Source organism: Protofrankia sp. Cr1 (assembly GCF_963555865.1).
In the GTDB taxonomy this organism is placed as follows: Bacteria; Actinomycetota; Actinomycetes; order Frankiales; family Frankiaceae; genus Protofrankia.
In genome coordinates this window covers 6,314-21,056 of record NZ_CAUVXO010000009.1, presented here as the reverse complement: position 1 = coordinate 21,056, position 14,743 = coordinate 6,314, and the positions used below count along the sequence as shown (strand labels likewise).

Genomic DNA, 14,743 nt, shown 5'->3' with positions numbered 1-14,743 from the left:
CAGAACAACAGGGACAATCGTTCGCCACCTACGCCCACGCGCTGACTGCGCTCGACCCACCTCGGTTGCTGGAGAACCGCACGACCTACCGGCTCGTCGGCCTCGAACCGCCCGCCGGCGGAAGCCCCCTGCGCCTGATGTTCGCCCCGGGTTCCTACTTCGACGTCATCAACATCTGCGAAGCCGCCGCGCACGAACTTGCCGGGGCCGTCCTGGCCAGGGTCACCGACGTGGGATCGGCACCGCCGCCCGGCGAGATGTCCGGTGAGATGTCCGGTGAGATGTCCGGCGGGTCACGACCGGTCCTTCCGCCTGTCAGCTGGCCGGAACTGCCGTGGCGCCGGCTCATCGGCGACCCGTTCGACGGCGGGCGGCGCCCGCTGCTCCCAGCGATCAGTACCCTGGTACTGCGCCGTGACCCCACATCAGGACAGGCGAGCTTCCCGCTGCACTGGCGGGACCCGGCCAAGGTCGCCAGCGGGGGCGGGCTCTACCAGGTGATGCCCGTCGGCATGTTCCAGCCGTCCGCGGACGCGGCCTGGAACGAGGCCAACGACCTTGACCTGTGGCGGGCAACCGTCCGGGAGCTGTCCGAGGAACTGCTCGGCACGGACGAGTCCTACGGTACCGACACGGCACCGCTCGACTACGACAGTTGGCCCCTGTACCGCGCCCTGGCGCAGGCTCGAACCGCCGGACAGCTGCGGGTGTTCTGGCTCGGGACCGGCGTCGACCCCCTCACGCTCGTCGTGGACATGCTCCAAGCCGCGGTCTTCGATGCGGACGTCTTCGACACGCTGTTCGCGAACCTCGTCACGACCAACACCGAAGGTCATGTGATCGGCACCCGGTCCGACGGCAGCGGTGCGGTCATGGGCATCCCGTTCACGGCCGAGACCGTCGAGCGCTACGCCGGCACCGAGACCGGCACCGAGACCGGCACCGAGACGGGCACCGAGACGGGCACCGAACCCATGCAGCCGGCCGGTGCGGCTCTGCTCCGCCTGGCTTGGCGCCACCGCGACGTCCTGCTCAACCCGGTCGCCGGGTTCAAGAGATAAGAGCGCCCGGCGACCCGGCACACCCGGCGATCTCCCCGCCGCCGGCGCAGACTCGTAGTCGCACGGGCCAGCCTCCGGAGAAGGGGAACCAGAACATGCCGATCAGCGCAGACCTTGACACGCAGCTGGACAAGAACTGGGAGAACAAGAGCCTCAGCGAGGTGCTCCGCGCGCCGGTGAGCGCGCTCGCCGGAGTGACCGATGATGACGGAAAACTGCTCAATCAGGCACTGAACGTCAAAACCATCTCGGACCTGGGCACGAACAAGTACTTCCGGGCGGCCTACGCGCTGACCCTGCTGTCCGACACCGGCGGGAAGTAGCCGCAAGCGGCGGCTGTGCAGGCTCACTCAACCTGGTGAGCCTGCACAGCCGTGGTCATCTCGACGCTCCCCGTCTGCACGATCCCCTCGGTACAGCAAAAACCAACAGCAAGACATGCAAAACACAACAACAACTGGTGCTAGTAGACATGAACACATCAACTGTGCACCATCGGGGTCAATGCGGACAACGGAAACCCCAACGGCGATGCCAGGCGACCGTCCCGACACGGGACCGGCCGCGGGCATCCGCTCGGCGCTTGGGCCTGTCTGATGGATCTTCGATCGCGCGCACCGATGCCCAGAAGGCGCCTCGCCGCGTTGTCGTCGTCACCGATAGAACACCACTATCGGCTCCTCCTCCGCCTTGCGGGCCTCCTTCTGGATCATCGCCCGCATCGACCAATATCCATCAGACAGGCCCTGGGGCAGCAGTGGCGGAAGCTTCAGCTGCGGGTGAAGGCCCTGGCGTCTGAGCGGAAGCGGTCAAGCTCGTCGGCGCTGATGGTCGGCCGCGACGAACGCGCCGCCGCCAGGAGGTCTTCGGTGGTCACCGGCAGGCGCTCACCCTTGTCGACCGCGCGGTGGAATGCCGCCGCCACCGCGCGTTGCACGGCAGAAGCAAGATCGGCCGGGGTGAACAGCTCGGTGGCCGCGACAACCGGTTCGATGTCGACCTGCTTGTTGTCTATCCGCTCGAGGAACCTGTCGAGCAGCAGGCGGCGGCCGGGCGCGTCCGGCGGCCCGACCGGAAGAACAAGGTCGAAGCGGCCAGGTCGGATGAACGCCGGGTCCAGCGCCGCGATCGAGTTCGTCGCACAGATCAACAGACGCCCCGGGGCGCCGCGGAACTGCGGGATGGCCTTCAGCAGCTCGTTCACCACGGACTGGCTCTCCGGCCCGACCGCGTCCCGGGACTGCGCGATCTCGTCCACCTCGTCGATGAAGACCACGACCCGTTCGACCTGCATGAGCTCGGTGATGGCCGTGCGCAGCTCGCCAGCCAGGTTGCCGCCGCCGGTCGCGACCAGCCGGGATGGCAGAAGTTCCACGAACGGCCATTCCAGGCGCGCCGCCACGGCCCGCGCGAACGACGTCTTCCCGGTGCCCGGCGGCCCGAACAGAAGCATGGTCGTCGGTGTGACCACCCCGTACGTCTCGGCCAGCTCGTTTTCCTTGATGGGAAGGAGCAGGCGCTGTTCCACCAGTTTCTTGCCCTCGGCCATCCCGGCCAGACTGTGCCATTCCGCCGCGGTGAGCAGGGTACCGCCCCAGCGCTCCACGGTCGTGACGTCAACCGGCCGCAGCGGCTCGTACTTCTCATAGAGCGTGAGCCCGGTCTTGGCGAATCCCCTGTTCCGGAAGGCTAGTTCCCCGAACTGGCCCGGCCCGAGCAGCGTGGTGATGCGGCGGTGACCGGCGTGAATGAGCTGATTCTCCAGCGCCTGCAGGAGCGCGGACCCGATGCCCCGGTATCGCCATGCGGGCGAGATTGCCAGCGCAAGGACCCGAGCGTGTCCTCGTTCATATTTCCCGACCGCAACGCCGACGCACTGGTCGGGTGTGACGGCGACGACAGCGGGAGTGTCCTCGCGCAACGCGAGAACCGTGTCCGTCAGATCAAACGACGGCCCTTCCGCGTCAGATCTGACCTCCTCAAGCAGTTGAACCGTGGCGGTGTGATCGGTGGTGTCGTAGGACCGTACATGCCAGTTGGTCATGGCCGACTCCTTTCACTCGTGTCACTCGTGCGCAAGTACGGGTCAGTTACCTGTCGCGTCGTTTCCACTCGTGTTACCACTCGGGCAGCGGCAAGGAGCCCGCAGCGCAGGCTCGAAAGGAGCTAACCAGCCGGCGCGGGCCATTGCACCGCGGAGGGGAGCGGTAAATGGCCCGCGCCGGGGTCTCACCCGGGGGTCGCGACTGTTGTCAGCCACCGCGCCGGGGAGCTTTTCCGACCACGCGGACCTCAGCTGCAGACCGAGGAAGGCGTGATCATGACTCTTTTCGCGCCTCCGGAGGCCGTGCCCTGCCCGGCGGAGACCCACGCGATGTTATGTTCCGACGATTTTCGATCGGGTTCTCGGTAGCCTCGGGGATGCGGCCGAGGTAACACCGGCGCAGCGCCGACCAGTTCGTTGCAGAAACAGTTGTCGGGCGTCGGGTACGCCGGTCGACCGCGTTGCGACACCACCGCGTCAATGCGGTGAAACCTCGACGGAACATTCCTCGGGGTGCGCTGCCCCGCACTCGCGGACGGCCGAGCACCGTTGTCGCCGTCCCACGGAGTCCAATCATCAGGCAGCGCCCTCGCGCGGCCGGGGGATCGCGTGCTTGCGCGCGAGAGGAGCGGCCGACAGCAGGTCGCGGCCCGCACGAGCGAGTTCGTCCGGCAGCCCGGTCAGTCCCAGCCTGCACCCGGCCTCTGCGCGAATAGCCATCAGATGGGCCAGCAGTGCCCGCGCTTGGTGAATCTCTCCTTCCGGCGCACCGTCCGCGATCAGCCGTGCAAGGGATGTCATGACATCGCTCTCCGAGGTCACAGCCTCGGCATATTCGCGTGCGGCGATCCACAGGCGGGCCGCGGCATGCTGCCAATCCGCCATCGCGCAGGCCAGCAACACCGGCGAGACGGCCCTCGGCAATGTCTTCGTGATCACTGTGGCACCCGGGGAGCGGGAGCGCTCACGAGCTGACGGCGCAGGATCCGACGCTCATCCTCATCCAAACCGCCCCAAACCCCGGCATCCTGGCCGGTGTCGAGCGCCCAGTTCAGGCACTCGCGGATCACCAGACAGCGCCGGCAGACGGCCTTGGCCTCCTCCAGCTGGCGCCGTGCCGGCCCGGTGGTACCCACCGGGAAGAACAACTCCGGGTCCTCATCCCGGCAGGCGCTGCGCTGCCGCCAAACTTCCAAATCCTCTGGGGACTGCGGCTCCTGTGCCCGAACATGACGCCACATATATGCGGTGTTCATGTCCTCGAACTGGCCGCGCAGCTCGCCAGCCGCGTCCAATACAAGAACTCTTCTGCCATCCGACACCGTCCCGTGGTCGCGTCGACATGAAGACTAAATCGAACAGAAGCGTACGACCGGCCCCAGTGAGTGTCTACTCGCAATGTTTCAGAACCAGTGAACGGGGAATATGACCTGGGCCGACGCCAGGGACTCATGAATAAAGGCTGAGGTACAACGTCCCGTCGCCTCCATTCGTTCGAAGTGCTGGGAATCAGGGTTTCCAGTGACATCGGGGCGGCAGTTCGCAGATCCGCACGATCACCGTCCGGATACTCCGCGTGCACCTGAGTCGCGAGGACCCGGCACCCGGCGGAGGTCGCATACGGTGCCGGCGAATACCGGCCGGGACGTAATCCGGCGAGAATCAAGGTGCCCCGCCGCGGACCGACCAGGAAGAACGACTCACCACAGGTGACCTCGGGTCCTTAGACTCCGGAGGGGGGGTTGGCTACGTTCCGAGTACATGCCTTGACATGACGGCCAAATGGGAGAAGGTCAGATGCCTCCTCGAAGGGTTACCATCGGTCCGTTGCAGCATGCACGCCAGATCCGCGGCCTGTCTCTGGCGCGGGCAGCGGACGAGATCCGGAGTCTCGCCGAGGACATCGGTAGACCATGGGATGCGTTGACCGCGCAGCGCCTCTCAGAGTACGAGGGCGGCAAACGCCCGAGCTGGGAACACTGTGATCTACTATCCCGCTATTACTGCACCAATGTCGTCGCCCTCGGTTGGGCGTGCGACTACACCGGGCCCGAAACCGGGGCTCTGGCACTCATGTCGAATTCAGTTGACGATGGGGAGGCTCGATGGGCAGACGCCGATCTCGACCTTCTATGGAGACCTGACGGGTTGGCCGTCGGGTTCGAGGAGGTGACCGCCAACATGGAACGGCGGAAATTTCTCAGCGTGTCCGGCGTGGCGCTGACCTCGGTCGCACATCACTGGCTCATGACCGATTCAGCCGGGCTTGCCGCGGCGCTCGAAGGAAAGCGCGTGAACGACTCGCTCGTCGCGGGTTTCGAGCGGCGGGTCGACACGCTTCGCAAGATGGATGACGTTCTAGGAGGAGATGACATATACGAGCTTTCCATGGCGGAGCTGCGGGTCGCGGTACGCGTCCTGCGGACCGCCCTGTACGGCCACGCCCACGAGGCACGGCTGTACGCCGTCGCGGCTGAGCTGGCCCGCCTGGCCGGGTGGGCAGCGTTCGACAGCGGCTACCACGGCGGCGCCCAGCGCCTGTGGATGGTCGCGCTACGGGCCGCCGGCGAGGCCGGCCAACCCGCGCTCGGTGCCAACATCCTGCGTTGCATGGCTGAGCAGGCGGCATGGTATGGCGACCCGAATGACGCTGTCACCATGCTCCGGTCGGCTCAGGCCGGGGCCCGGTCGGCAATGACGGCCACCGAGAAGGCGGCAATCTCCGGCGCGCTGGCTCTCGCGTACGGCCGTGCCGGCGAAAGTACCACCGCAGCCAGGACGGCCGAGGACGCGGTTCATCTCATCAGCCAGTCGCAGCCGGCGGAGGATCCTCCGCACATCTATTGGTGCGTCCCGTCCTGCATTTCACTTTTCGCTGGTGAAGCGCTACTGGCCAGCGGTGACGGAGCCGCGGCGATTCCGTACCTGGACAATGCCGCGGACGGGCTGGCCGGTGATTTCCCACGCGCCCGGGTGGAAGCCATGACCAGACTCGGTGTGGCGCACGTCCAGGCCGGCGATGCCGACGCCGCTATTCAGCTCGGGCATCAGGCCGTGGAGCAGGCGGCTCTTCTCGACTCCGGAATGGCCGGCCGGGACGTCGCGACGCTCTGCCGTGAGATCGAACGGACCGGGTGCGCCGGGGCCGCCGATCTCACCGATCACGCCCGGGTCGCCCTGACCGCCGTCGGCGCAGCCTGACGGCAACGCTCCACCCGGTCACCGCAACGCGGGACCGGCTCCGCGGTTCCAGCACGGGACACCGCACACAAGAGGCAGCCGAGGCAGCCGGGACGGGATCACCGCCTCGGCTGCCTCTTGTCTTTTTGCGGCTAATATCCGATTAGGACACATTTAAACGATCTTTATAATGCCGGGCACGCGTATGACTCTCGCCACATTTTCATATCAATCCGAGCCCGACTGGAAGCAAATGCCCGCGATGCTCTGGCCGTCGATTCCAGCAGCAGCCGAGAAAGGATCTTTCAAGCTGCTTCCACAGGGCATCCACTCAATCTCGGATCGTAACCATCATTACCTAGCGTTAAATACCCCCGGAACCCCGGACCAATGGCGACCTCTCGCCCGCATCTCGCCCGCATGGCGATCGCACCCGGCGACAGGCGACCGACAGAGTCGCGATCGGGGCCGCGCCGCTCACCACACATGATTTCCCGACCAAGCTGTCGCGAAACTGATAGCTAGGTCACGTCCACCGGAACGCACTCTGCAATGCCCGCAGCGTCGACCGACGGGTGTCGACCGGGTATCCGGTGCTAACGAGGTATTCAGCCGCTGCCGGGATCCGCCGGCCGGCACTCAGAGCGCGTTTTGGATCTTCTGTCCTACTCGCAGCCATCCGATCCAGACCAGCCGGAGGTTCCCGGTCAGAGCAGGACGGTTATCGCCTCGGGCCAGGAGGTCGGCCGGGTGAACCCCACCGGCAGGACCGTCGCGGCATCCCCGTGGGCAGCCTCAAGTTGTTCCTGTGTCAGCGGCACCGCGCCGGTGAGATCCACGCCGTCCAGCCATGCGCCGGTGAGGTCGGCCCCTTCCAACCGGGCATCGGTGAGGTTCGCCCTGTCCAGCAGAGCTCCGGTCAGATCCGCCCCGTCGAGACGGGCGGTGCGCAGGTTCACCCCGACCAGCCCGGCCCGCGTGAGGTTCGCCTCAACCAGCCGGGCGCCGGCGAGGTTCACGCCGTCAAGTCGCGCACGGGTGAAATTCGCACGGTCCAACCGGGCACCGGCCAGGTCCGCGCCGGTCAGATCGGCACGCAGGACCCCGTCCCGCGCCGGGAGCCGACCCAGTACGTTGATCGCAGCCTGGATGTCGGTCTCCGGTCCGTCGGCCGCGCTCGTGCACCGCCGGTTGCCGGGCCGACCGAGGCGCGTGTGCTCGCGGACGAACGCCGACAGCATCTCGACCACGGCGGGTTGCTCCTCGGGAAAACCCCCCGCGAGCCGCTCGAGAGCATAGATCCCGCCGAGACGCACGTCCGTCGTGTCCGAGCCCAGCTGGTTGACCGCTCGGGTGTAACGCTCGATCAATTGTCCGGCCAGCTGCCGCTCAGTCATCTGTCGATCTCTCTCGGTCGCCCGGGTGGCGGCCCGACGGATCTCGGCAAGGCTCATCATCAGACCGACAAATATGATCAATGCGGCACCCGCGATGACGATCCCGGTGCGAGTGGTCGCGATCGCCGGTGCCCGACCGTCGGCCGGCGGCGGGTAGAAGATCGGCGCCTGCACCCACAACACCGCCAAGCCGATCAGCACAACCAGCCCCACCACCGCCAGCCCCACCACCGCCGGCCCCAGCCGCCACCATCGGTCACCGCGCCCATGCATAACTGATGTTCTACGCGACGACGAAGGCAGCCGTCCCCGTCGTGACCACGGGACGACACCTCGGCTCGGGGCCGGCTGCCGTGCCGCCGACTCCCCCGGACCCGACCGCCCCACACGTGGAAATCCCGGATCCAAAAATCAGGATAAAAAGGTCTCTAACATATCAAAAATTCCGGTTTTTTGACCGCGTAATGTCCGGTGGATGACGATGGGCTCGGTAGTCCACTGACGACAGAGGTCGGCGAGCGGTTCGTTGTGACCACGCCCGGCGACTTCCTTGATTGTTCAGGGCCTCCTGCCGCGCGAGCAGGATCGGGATCGCGCAGCCGCTGGCCGACCAGAGCCCGCCCGGAGGGAAATTCATGAACAACGCTGTCATCGTTGATGTCGTTCGGACCGCGTCCGGACGAGGCAAGCCGGGCGGCGCCCTGTCCGGGGTACACCCGGTTGCGTTGCTCGCGACCGTGCTTCGGTCGTTGATCGAACGCAATGGCCTCGACCCAGCACGAGTCGAGGATGTCATCGGCGGATGTGTCCAGCAGGTGGGTGAGCAGTCCTCGAACATCACCCGGAACGCCGTGCTCTCCGCGGGATTTCCGGAGACCGTGCCGGCGACAACAGTCGATCGCCAGTGCGGCTCCAGTCAGCAGGCCGCGCACTTCGGTGCGCAGGGCGTGATCGCCGGTGCCTACGACATCGTGATCGCGTGTGGCGTCGAGTCGATGAGCCGCATCCCGATGGGCACGCCGACCATCGGCCAGGACCCGCAGGACGCGGGAGTCCACGCCCGCTACCCTGAGGGCCTGGTCAACCAGGGGGTCGCAGCCGAGCTGATCGCCAAGAAGTGGAAGCTCGACCGCGAGGCCCTCGACGCCTACTCGGCGGCCTCTCACCAGCGCGCCGCCGACGCCGCGGCTGCGGGCGCGTTCGACAACGAGGTCGTGGCGGTGACGGCACCCGCGCCGGATGGCACAACCGGCACGCATCTGGTCGACCAGACCGTGCGGGCGGGCACGAGCGCCGAGGGGCTCGCAGCCCTCAAGCCCTCCTTCGCCACCGCGGACATGAGGGCACGGTTCCCCGACATCGACTGGAAGATCACCCCTGGGAACTCCTCCCCGACTCACGGACGCGGCGTCCGCTGCGCTGATCATGAGCGAGCAGACCGCCAATGAGCTCGGCCTGCGCCCACGCGCCCGCTTCCACGCGTTCTCAGTGGTTGGTGACGACCCGATGCTGATGCTCACCGGCCCCATCCCGGCAACCCAGAAGGTCCTCGCGCGAGCCGGTCTGACCATCGACGACATCGACGCCTATGAGGTCAACGAGGCGTTCGCACCCGTGCCGCTGGCCTGGGCACACGATCTTGCCGCCGATCCGGCGAAACTCAACCCTCGTGGCGGCGCGATCGCCCTCGGGCACGCGCTCGGCGCATCCGGTACCCGCCTGTTGGGGACGCTGGTCAACTATCTGGAGGCAACGGGCGGCAGGTACGGCCTGCAGACGATGTGCGAGGGCGGCGGTATGGCCAACGCGACCATCATCGAGCGGCTGTAAGAACGCCGGCAGCGGCAACGGCAGCGGCAACGGCAACGGCAACGGCACGAAACAGGAGAGGACTCGGACAGATGGATATCGCCGGCGGCATCGCTGTGATCACAGGGGGAGCGTCCGGGCTCGGGTTCGCGACAGCCCGTCGTCTCGTGAGCGCGGGCGCGGGCGTCGTGCTGCTGGACCTGCCCACATCAGGTGGTGAGCAGGCCGCCGCCGATCTCGGCAAGGCCACCTTCGCGCCCGCGGACGTCACCGACTCCGAGCAGGTCTCCGCCGCGCTCGATGTCGCCGACAGCCTGGGCGACCTGCGCGTCGTGGTGAACTGCGCCGGGATCGGACCGCCGGCCCGGATCCTCAGCAAGACCGGCGTGATGCCGCTGGAGACGTTCACCCGCACGGTCACGATCAATCTGATCGGCACGTTCAACGTGATCAGGCTTGCCGTCGAGCGGATGGCTCGCAACGAGCCCACCACGGGTGAGCGTGGCGTGGTCGTGTGTACCGCGTCGGTCGCCGCGTTCGAGGGCCAGATCGGACAGGCCGCCTACTCCGCCTCCAAGGGGGGTGTCGTCGGCATGACCCTGCCGCTCGCCCGCGACCTCGCGGACAAGCAGATCAGAGTAGTGACCATCGCCCCGGGTCTGTTCGCCACACCGATGCTCGCGAGCCTTCCGGCGCAGGCGCAGGCCTCGCTCGGCCGCCAGGTGCCCCACCCCAACCGCCTCGGCGACCCCGACGAGTACGGCGCGCTGGTCGAGCACATCATCGCCAACCCGATGCTCAACGGTGAGGTCATCCGTCTTGACGGCGCCATCCGGATGGCCCCTCGCTGACCAGCCGATCACCGGCTGTCCCGGGGTGAGACAGGCGGCGGTGTCCGCGAACACCGTCGCCCACCCATCCCGGGCCCCCGGAGCCGCGAGGCGAAAACCTGGGTGAACCGCACCCGCAACGCCCACAGCTGGTCACAAACCGAGATCCCGACCGATGATCTCCTTCATGATCTCATTGGTCCCACCGTAGATCGTCTGAACCCGGGAATCGACGAAGGCCCTGCCAACCGGATACTCACGCATATAGCCGTACCCTCCGTGCAACTGCAGGCAACGGTCGGAAACCCGACACTGAAGGTCTGTGACCCAGTACTTCGCCTTGGCCGCACGCGCGGCACTGAGTTCGCCACGCAGATGCTCCACCAGACAGTCGAGGATGAACGTACGGGCGATGTCGACCTCGGTCGCCAGCTCCGCCAGGACGAACCTGCTGTGTTGGAAGGACCCGATCGGCTGGCCAAAGGCGGTGCGCTCCTTCACATAGACCAGGGTTTGGGCGAGCACGCCCTCCGCCACGCCCAGCCCGGTGACCGCTATGGACAGCCGCTCCTGCGGCAGGTTGCCGACCAGGGCATAAAACCCGCGGTTCTCCTCCCCGAGAAGGTTGGCGACCGGCACCCGGACGTCGATGAAGGACAGCTCGCTGGTGTCCTGCGCATGCAGACCGATCTTCTCCAGGTTACGGCCCCGTTCGAAACCCGCCATCCCGCGCTCGATGACGAGCAGCGACAGCCCACGGTGCGGATCGTCGGCAGTACGCACGGCGGTTACCACGAGGTCAGCATGCTGACCGGAGGAGATGAAGGTTTTTGCTCCGTTGACCACGTAGACGTCACCATCGCGGACCGCGCGGGTCCGGATACCCGCAAGGTCGCTGCCGGTACCCGGTTCGGTCATGGCCACCGCGAGAACGGTGTCACCCGAAACCGTACCGGCAAGCCAGCGCGCCTTCTGTTCGTCCGTGGCGAGGCCGAGCAGATAGGGCAGGACGATGTCATTCTGCAATGTCAGACCGAGGCCCGCTGACGAGACCAGCGCACGGCCGAACTCCTGCCCCACGATCGCGTTGAACCGGAAATCCTCGATACCGGGACCCCCGTACTTCTCGTCAACACCGAATCCGAGCAGGCCCTGCGCACCGGCATCGGAGAACATCGCCCGATCGACGATACCGGCCCGCTCCCACGCATCGATGTTCGGAAGCACGCGCTGTGCGATGAAAGCCCGTACCACGTCGCGGAAAAGTTTATGATCACTGTCATATACGCACGCCGACAACGACGACGGCAGCTGGTCCGAGACCACCGTGCACCACCTCTCCCACTTGGTTCGGGGACGCGAGACCAGGGTTCGCGATCGCGCGAGACACGACTACCGCCACGACTACCGCCACGACCACGACCACGACGCCGTACACCCGCCAGGCTGATTCAGGATAGCGGACATATCCTAAGAGCGCCCGGCGGCCGGTGACGCGGACTCCGGAACTATCCGACCTTCCAGAGCTGCCTGAAGGCATCGACGTAACCTGGGAAACCCACGTAGTACCCGGTCGAGTCCAGCGCAGCCGCGTCCACGGTGTCCCTGGTGATGAGCTGGGTGGGCAGCAACGTCCGGTTCGCCCGGTCGAGGTCGTCGCCGTTGAAATAGCGGGCGAGCAGGTCGGCGTCGCGCCAGCCGAGGATCGTCGCGGCGAAACCCGTCCAGACTTCCTCCGTCCCGGCCCGCAATGCCTCGATGTTGGCCGTGGTCGGGGTCTCGCCGCCAATCTTGACCTTGCCCTGCAGTCCGGCCGCCCGCAGCGCATCCGGCACGCCGATCGTCAGATCACCGATCGAGAAGATCGCCCAGTCAATGTCCGGATCACGCTTGATTGTTTCCACGACACTCTGTGGGGTCTTGGTTCCTAGATCCCTGATCTGCTGATTGACAACTACGATCTTGCAGGCTGGACACGCTGAGACGAGTGCCTGCTTGAAGCTGTTGGCGAAGACGGTGAGAACCGGATAGGCGCTGATCGTGAAGAGGGCGACGTGCGCCTTGCCCCGGCTCGTGGCCGCAACGTAGGTACCGGCAAGCCGGCCGTACTCTGCCACCTGGGGCGCGCTGTCCAGGGACGTCGAGATGAGCCCGGGCTGGATCGGGTCGGTGATGCTGTCCGCCAGGACGGGGATGTTCAGCGCCTTGGCCCTGGCGAGCTGCTTGGTCAGCAGCGCCACCGGGGTACCGGCGAAGACGACGGCATCGGGGTGCATGTCCAGCCCCTTGTCAAAGGCGGCCGCCGCGTCCTCGGTGCCCGTGCCCACGGGGATCACTTCAGCCCGCCACCCGAGCGCCCGCGCGCCATCGACAACGCCCTGGTTCTTCACATGGCCCGTGCCGGTCGGGCTGTCCACTACGGCGATCATCTTGTCTGTGGGCGGCGTCCTTGACAGCGGTGCGTCGAGCAGGATGCCGCTGGGGTTGCGCAGCACCTTCGACACCTCGACCTGGGCGGCCTGGGCCGCGATCAGCGCGTCACCGGACGTCCCGGTCTGGCCACCACTCCCCCCGTCAGACACCCCTCCGCTGCATGCGGTCACAAGAAAGACCGCCGTCGCGGCGCCCGCGACCAACTGTAACCCGCTGTGCCTCCAGGTCCGACCTAACCGTGGCCTGGTAAAAATTCGCGCACGGTCCGCGAGCCCGCCACAATTATTGTTCAAGTAGAGAGAATTTCGTGTCTTCACGTTGTCCTTCAAGTGAACTGAATTGGGTATTCGGTGTCTTGTCATACTCGGGTGCGCCGCGACAGGGGCGTGGTACGGCCATTGCCGTACCACGGAACCGCCTGCCTTGTCCCGCCGCGCCGGCGGCGTTCAACGGTGTTTCTTGAGATTGGCAGCGAAGAGGGCCACAGTAGCCACTCACCAGAAAAATCGGAAGAGCAGAGCAGCACTCGATGACAACCCAGCCAGACGCCGAACCACGGCGACCACGGGCAGCGGCCGGGCCGGTCGGACATCCCGGGAGAACCGGTGACCGGCCGACGACAAAGCGTGCCAGCCCGCCTGGACGGGAAGACCATAAGATCATCTAAATAGGCCTACCAGGATAGAAGGAGAGGTGCACCGATGCCACGTTCCATGTTCCGTGGCCGTCGCGGAATCGCGCTGGCCGGAGTCGCCGCGTTAGGTTTACTGGTCGGTTGCGGAGGATCAAGCAAGAACTCGGCTGCGGATGCCGCGAAACTGTGTGCCGACCCGGGCGTGAGTGCTGACACGCTCAAGTTCGGACTTGTCTACCCGGACACCGGGACAACGAACGCAACGCTACTGCCGTTTCGTGCCGGCGTGGACGCCCGTATCGGGACGGAGAACGCACGCGGCGGGGTGAACGGCCGCCACCTGACATACGCCTGGGCCGACGACCAGAACCGGCCGGAGCAGAACCTTGTCGTGGTCCGCAACCTGGTGAACGAGGAACAGGATTTCGGGATTGTTCAGCTCGCCGCCAGTGACGACACCAGCAGCTGGCTGCAGAATCAGGGAATCCCGGCGGTTGCGGCGCTCAGCGCAGGTCAGGCGAGCTACGACAACGTCTTCACCGTGACCACCTATTTCCCGGAGACCACCTGGCCCAGGTTTGTCCGCGACCATGGTGGCACCAACGCGGCCGTGCTCGGCGTCCAGTTCGACCCGGTGTCGATACAGCAGAAAAATGCCGTTATCGAAAGCCTGGCCGCGTCCGGCATCAATGTCGTCTATGCCCACGACGTCTCCGGGCCCAACGATAATTTCGCCGCCATCGGGCGGGAGATTAAAAGACTGAAGGCCGACACTCTGATCATCAGTTCCGCGCCGGAGGTGTACGCGTCCGTTCTTGACGCGGCCGGGCAGGCCGGCGTACCGCTCAAAGTACGGATCGGGACGCGCGGCTACGACCCCAACCAGCTCAACCGATGGGGTTCCAAACTCGCCGGCGGTATCATCGCCGTCAACTCTGCGCCCTTTGAGCTCAACCTCCCGGCGCACCGAGCCTTTCTACAGGGGATGATCGAGTACGCTCCGCAGATACAGCCGCCGAACCAGCAGATGGCGCTCGACGGATGGATAGCGGCCGACATGTTCATCCAAGGCGTACAGGCAGCCGGCAGCTGCCCGACCCGGCACGGCTTCATCACCGGACTCAACAAGGTCAACCAGTACACCGCCGGCGGCCTGCTGGCACCAGTCGACCTCACCAGTGCGGTCCGCCAGAACCCCTGTAACTACTTCGTCCAGGTCAGCCCGGACGGCGCTCACTTCAACGTGCTGTCAACAGCACCCCTGTGCGGCAACTCGTCCTGACCGGGCACACGCCACCCGGCCCGAATCCCCACCGGGCCGGCACCTGGCCGGCACCTGGCCGGCACCTGGCCGG

General features: G+C 66.2%; 10 protein-coding genes and 2 pseudogenes. 6 read left to right on the top strand and 6 right to left on the bottom strand.

Annotated elements, in window-relative coordinates:
- Nucleotides 1-1,061, top strand: a pseudogene (locus U9980_RS02110) (hypothetical protein); the annotation flags it as partial.
- A 95-nt stretch (nucleotides 1,062-1,156) separates the two neighbouring features.
- Complete coding sequence (locus U9980_RS02105; protein ID WP_322750037.1) at nucleotides 1,157-1,384, top strand: hypothetical protein; 228 nt, start codon at nucleotides 1,157-1,159, stop codon at nucleotides 1,382-1,384.
- 446 nt (nucleotides 1,385-1,830) lie between these two features.
- Here the strand turns inward: U9980_RS02105 and U9980_RS02100 are convergent, their stop codons facing one another.
- The 3 genes from U9980_RS02100 to U9980_RS02090 all read right to left on the bottom strand — a co-directional run bounded on the left by U9980_RS02100 (nucleotide 1,831) and on the right by U9980_RS02090 (nucleotide 4,346).
- Nucleotides 1,831-3,105 carry a bifunctional GNAT family N-acetyltransferase/ATP-binding protein gene (locus U9980_RS02100; RefSeq protein WP_322750038.1) on the bottom strand — a complete coding sequence of 425 codons (1,275 nt, stop codon included), beginning with the start codon at nucleotides 3,103-3,105 and terminating at the stop codon, nucleotides 1,831-1,833.
- Between the two features lie 576 nt (nucleotides 3,106-3,681).
- A complete protein-coding gene (locus tag U9980_RS02095; protein WP_322750039.1) occupies nucleotides 3,682-4,044 on the bottom strand; it encodes a hypothetical protein in 363 nt (120 codons plus the stop codon).
- Nucleotides 4,041-4,346, bottom strand: a complete 306-nt coding sequence (locus U9980_RS02090; protein ID WP_322750043.1) for a WhiB family transcriptional regulator — start codon at nucleotides 4,344-4,346, stop codon at nucleotides 4,041-4,043. The genes U9980_RS02095 and U9980_RS02090 overlap by 4 nt, the downstream gene beginning before the upstream one ends.
- 556 nt (nucleotides 4,347-4,902) lie before the next feature.
- Here U9980_RS02090 and U9980_RS02085 point away from each other — a divergent pair.
- Nucleotides 4,903-6,306, top strand: a complete 1,404-nt coding sequence (locus U9980_RS02085) for an XRE family transcriptional regulator (RefSeq protein WP_322766449.1) — start codon at nucleotides 4,903-4,905, stop codon at nucleotides 6,304-6,306.
- Between the two features lie 686 nt (nucleotides 6,307-6,992).
- Here U9980_RS02085 and U9980_RS02080 read toward each other — a convergent pair.
- Nucleotides 6,993-7,955, bottom strand: coding sequence for a pentapeptide repeat-containing protein (locus U9980_RS02080; RefSeq protein ID WP_322766448.1), 963 nt, complete (start codon nucleotides 7,953-7,955; stop codon nucleotides 6,993-6,995).
- A gap of 362 nt (nucleotides 7,956-8,317) precedes the next feature.
- Here U9980_RS02080 and U9980_RS02075 point away from each other — a divergent pair.
- Together U9980_RS02075 and U9980_RS02070 are read left to right on the top strand one after the other, a co-directional pair.
- Nucleotides 8,318-9,512, top strand: a pseudogene (locus U9980_RS02075) (thiolase family protein).
- A gap of 71 nt (nucleotides 9,513-9,583) precedes the next feature.
- A complete protein-coding gene (locus tag U9980_RS02070; RefSeq protein ID WP_322752398.1) occupies nucleotides 9,584-10,342 on the top strand; it encodes a 3-hydroxyacyl-CoA dehydrogenase in 759 nt (252 codons plus the stop codon).
- Nucleotides 10,343-10,474: 132 nt separating this feature from the next.
- On the opposite strand, the gene U9980_RS02065 is transcribed toward U9980_RS02070, so the two are convergent.
- A complete protein-coding gene (locus U9980_RS02065) occupies nucleotides 10,475-11,620 on the bottom strand; it encodes an acyl-CoA dehydrogenase family protein (RefSeq protein WP_322766461.1) in 1,146 nt (381 codons plus the stop codon).
- 209 nt (nucleotides 11,621-11,829) lie between these two features.
- Nucleotides 11,830-12,903, bottom strand: coding sequence for a sugar ABC transporter substrate-binding protein (locus U9980_RS02060; RefSeq protein WP_322766447.1), 1,074 nt, complete (start codon nucleotides 12,901-12,903; stop codon nucleotides 11,830-11,832).
- 552 nt (nucleotides 12,904-13,455) lie between these two features.
- Here U9980_RS02060 and U9980_RS02055 point away from each other — a divergent pair.
- The gene (locus U9980_RS02055) at nucleotides 13,456-14,670 is read left to right on the top strand and encodes an ABC transporter substrate-binding protein (RefSeq protein WP_322749635.1); all 1,215 of its coding nucleotides are present in this window, start codon (nucleotides 13,456-13,458) and stop codon (nucleotides 14,668-14,670) included.
- Nucleotides 14,671-14,743: the final 73 nt, after the last annotated feature.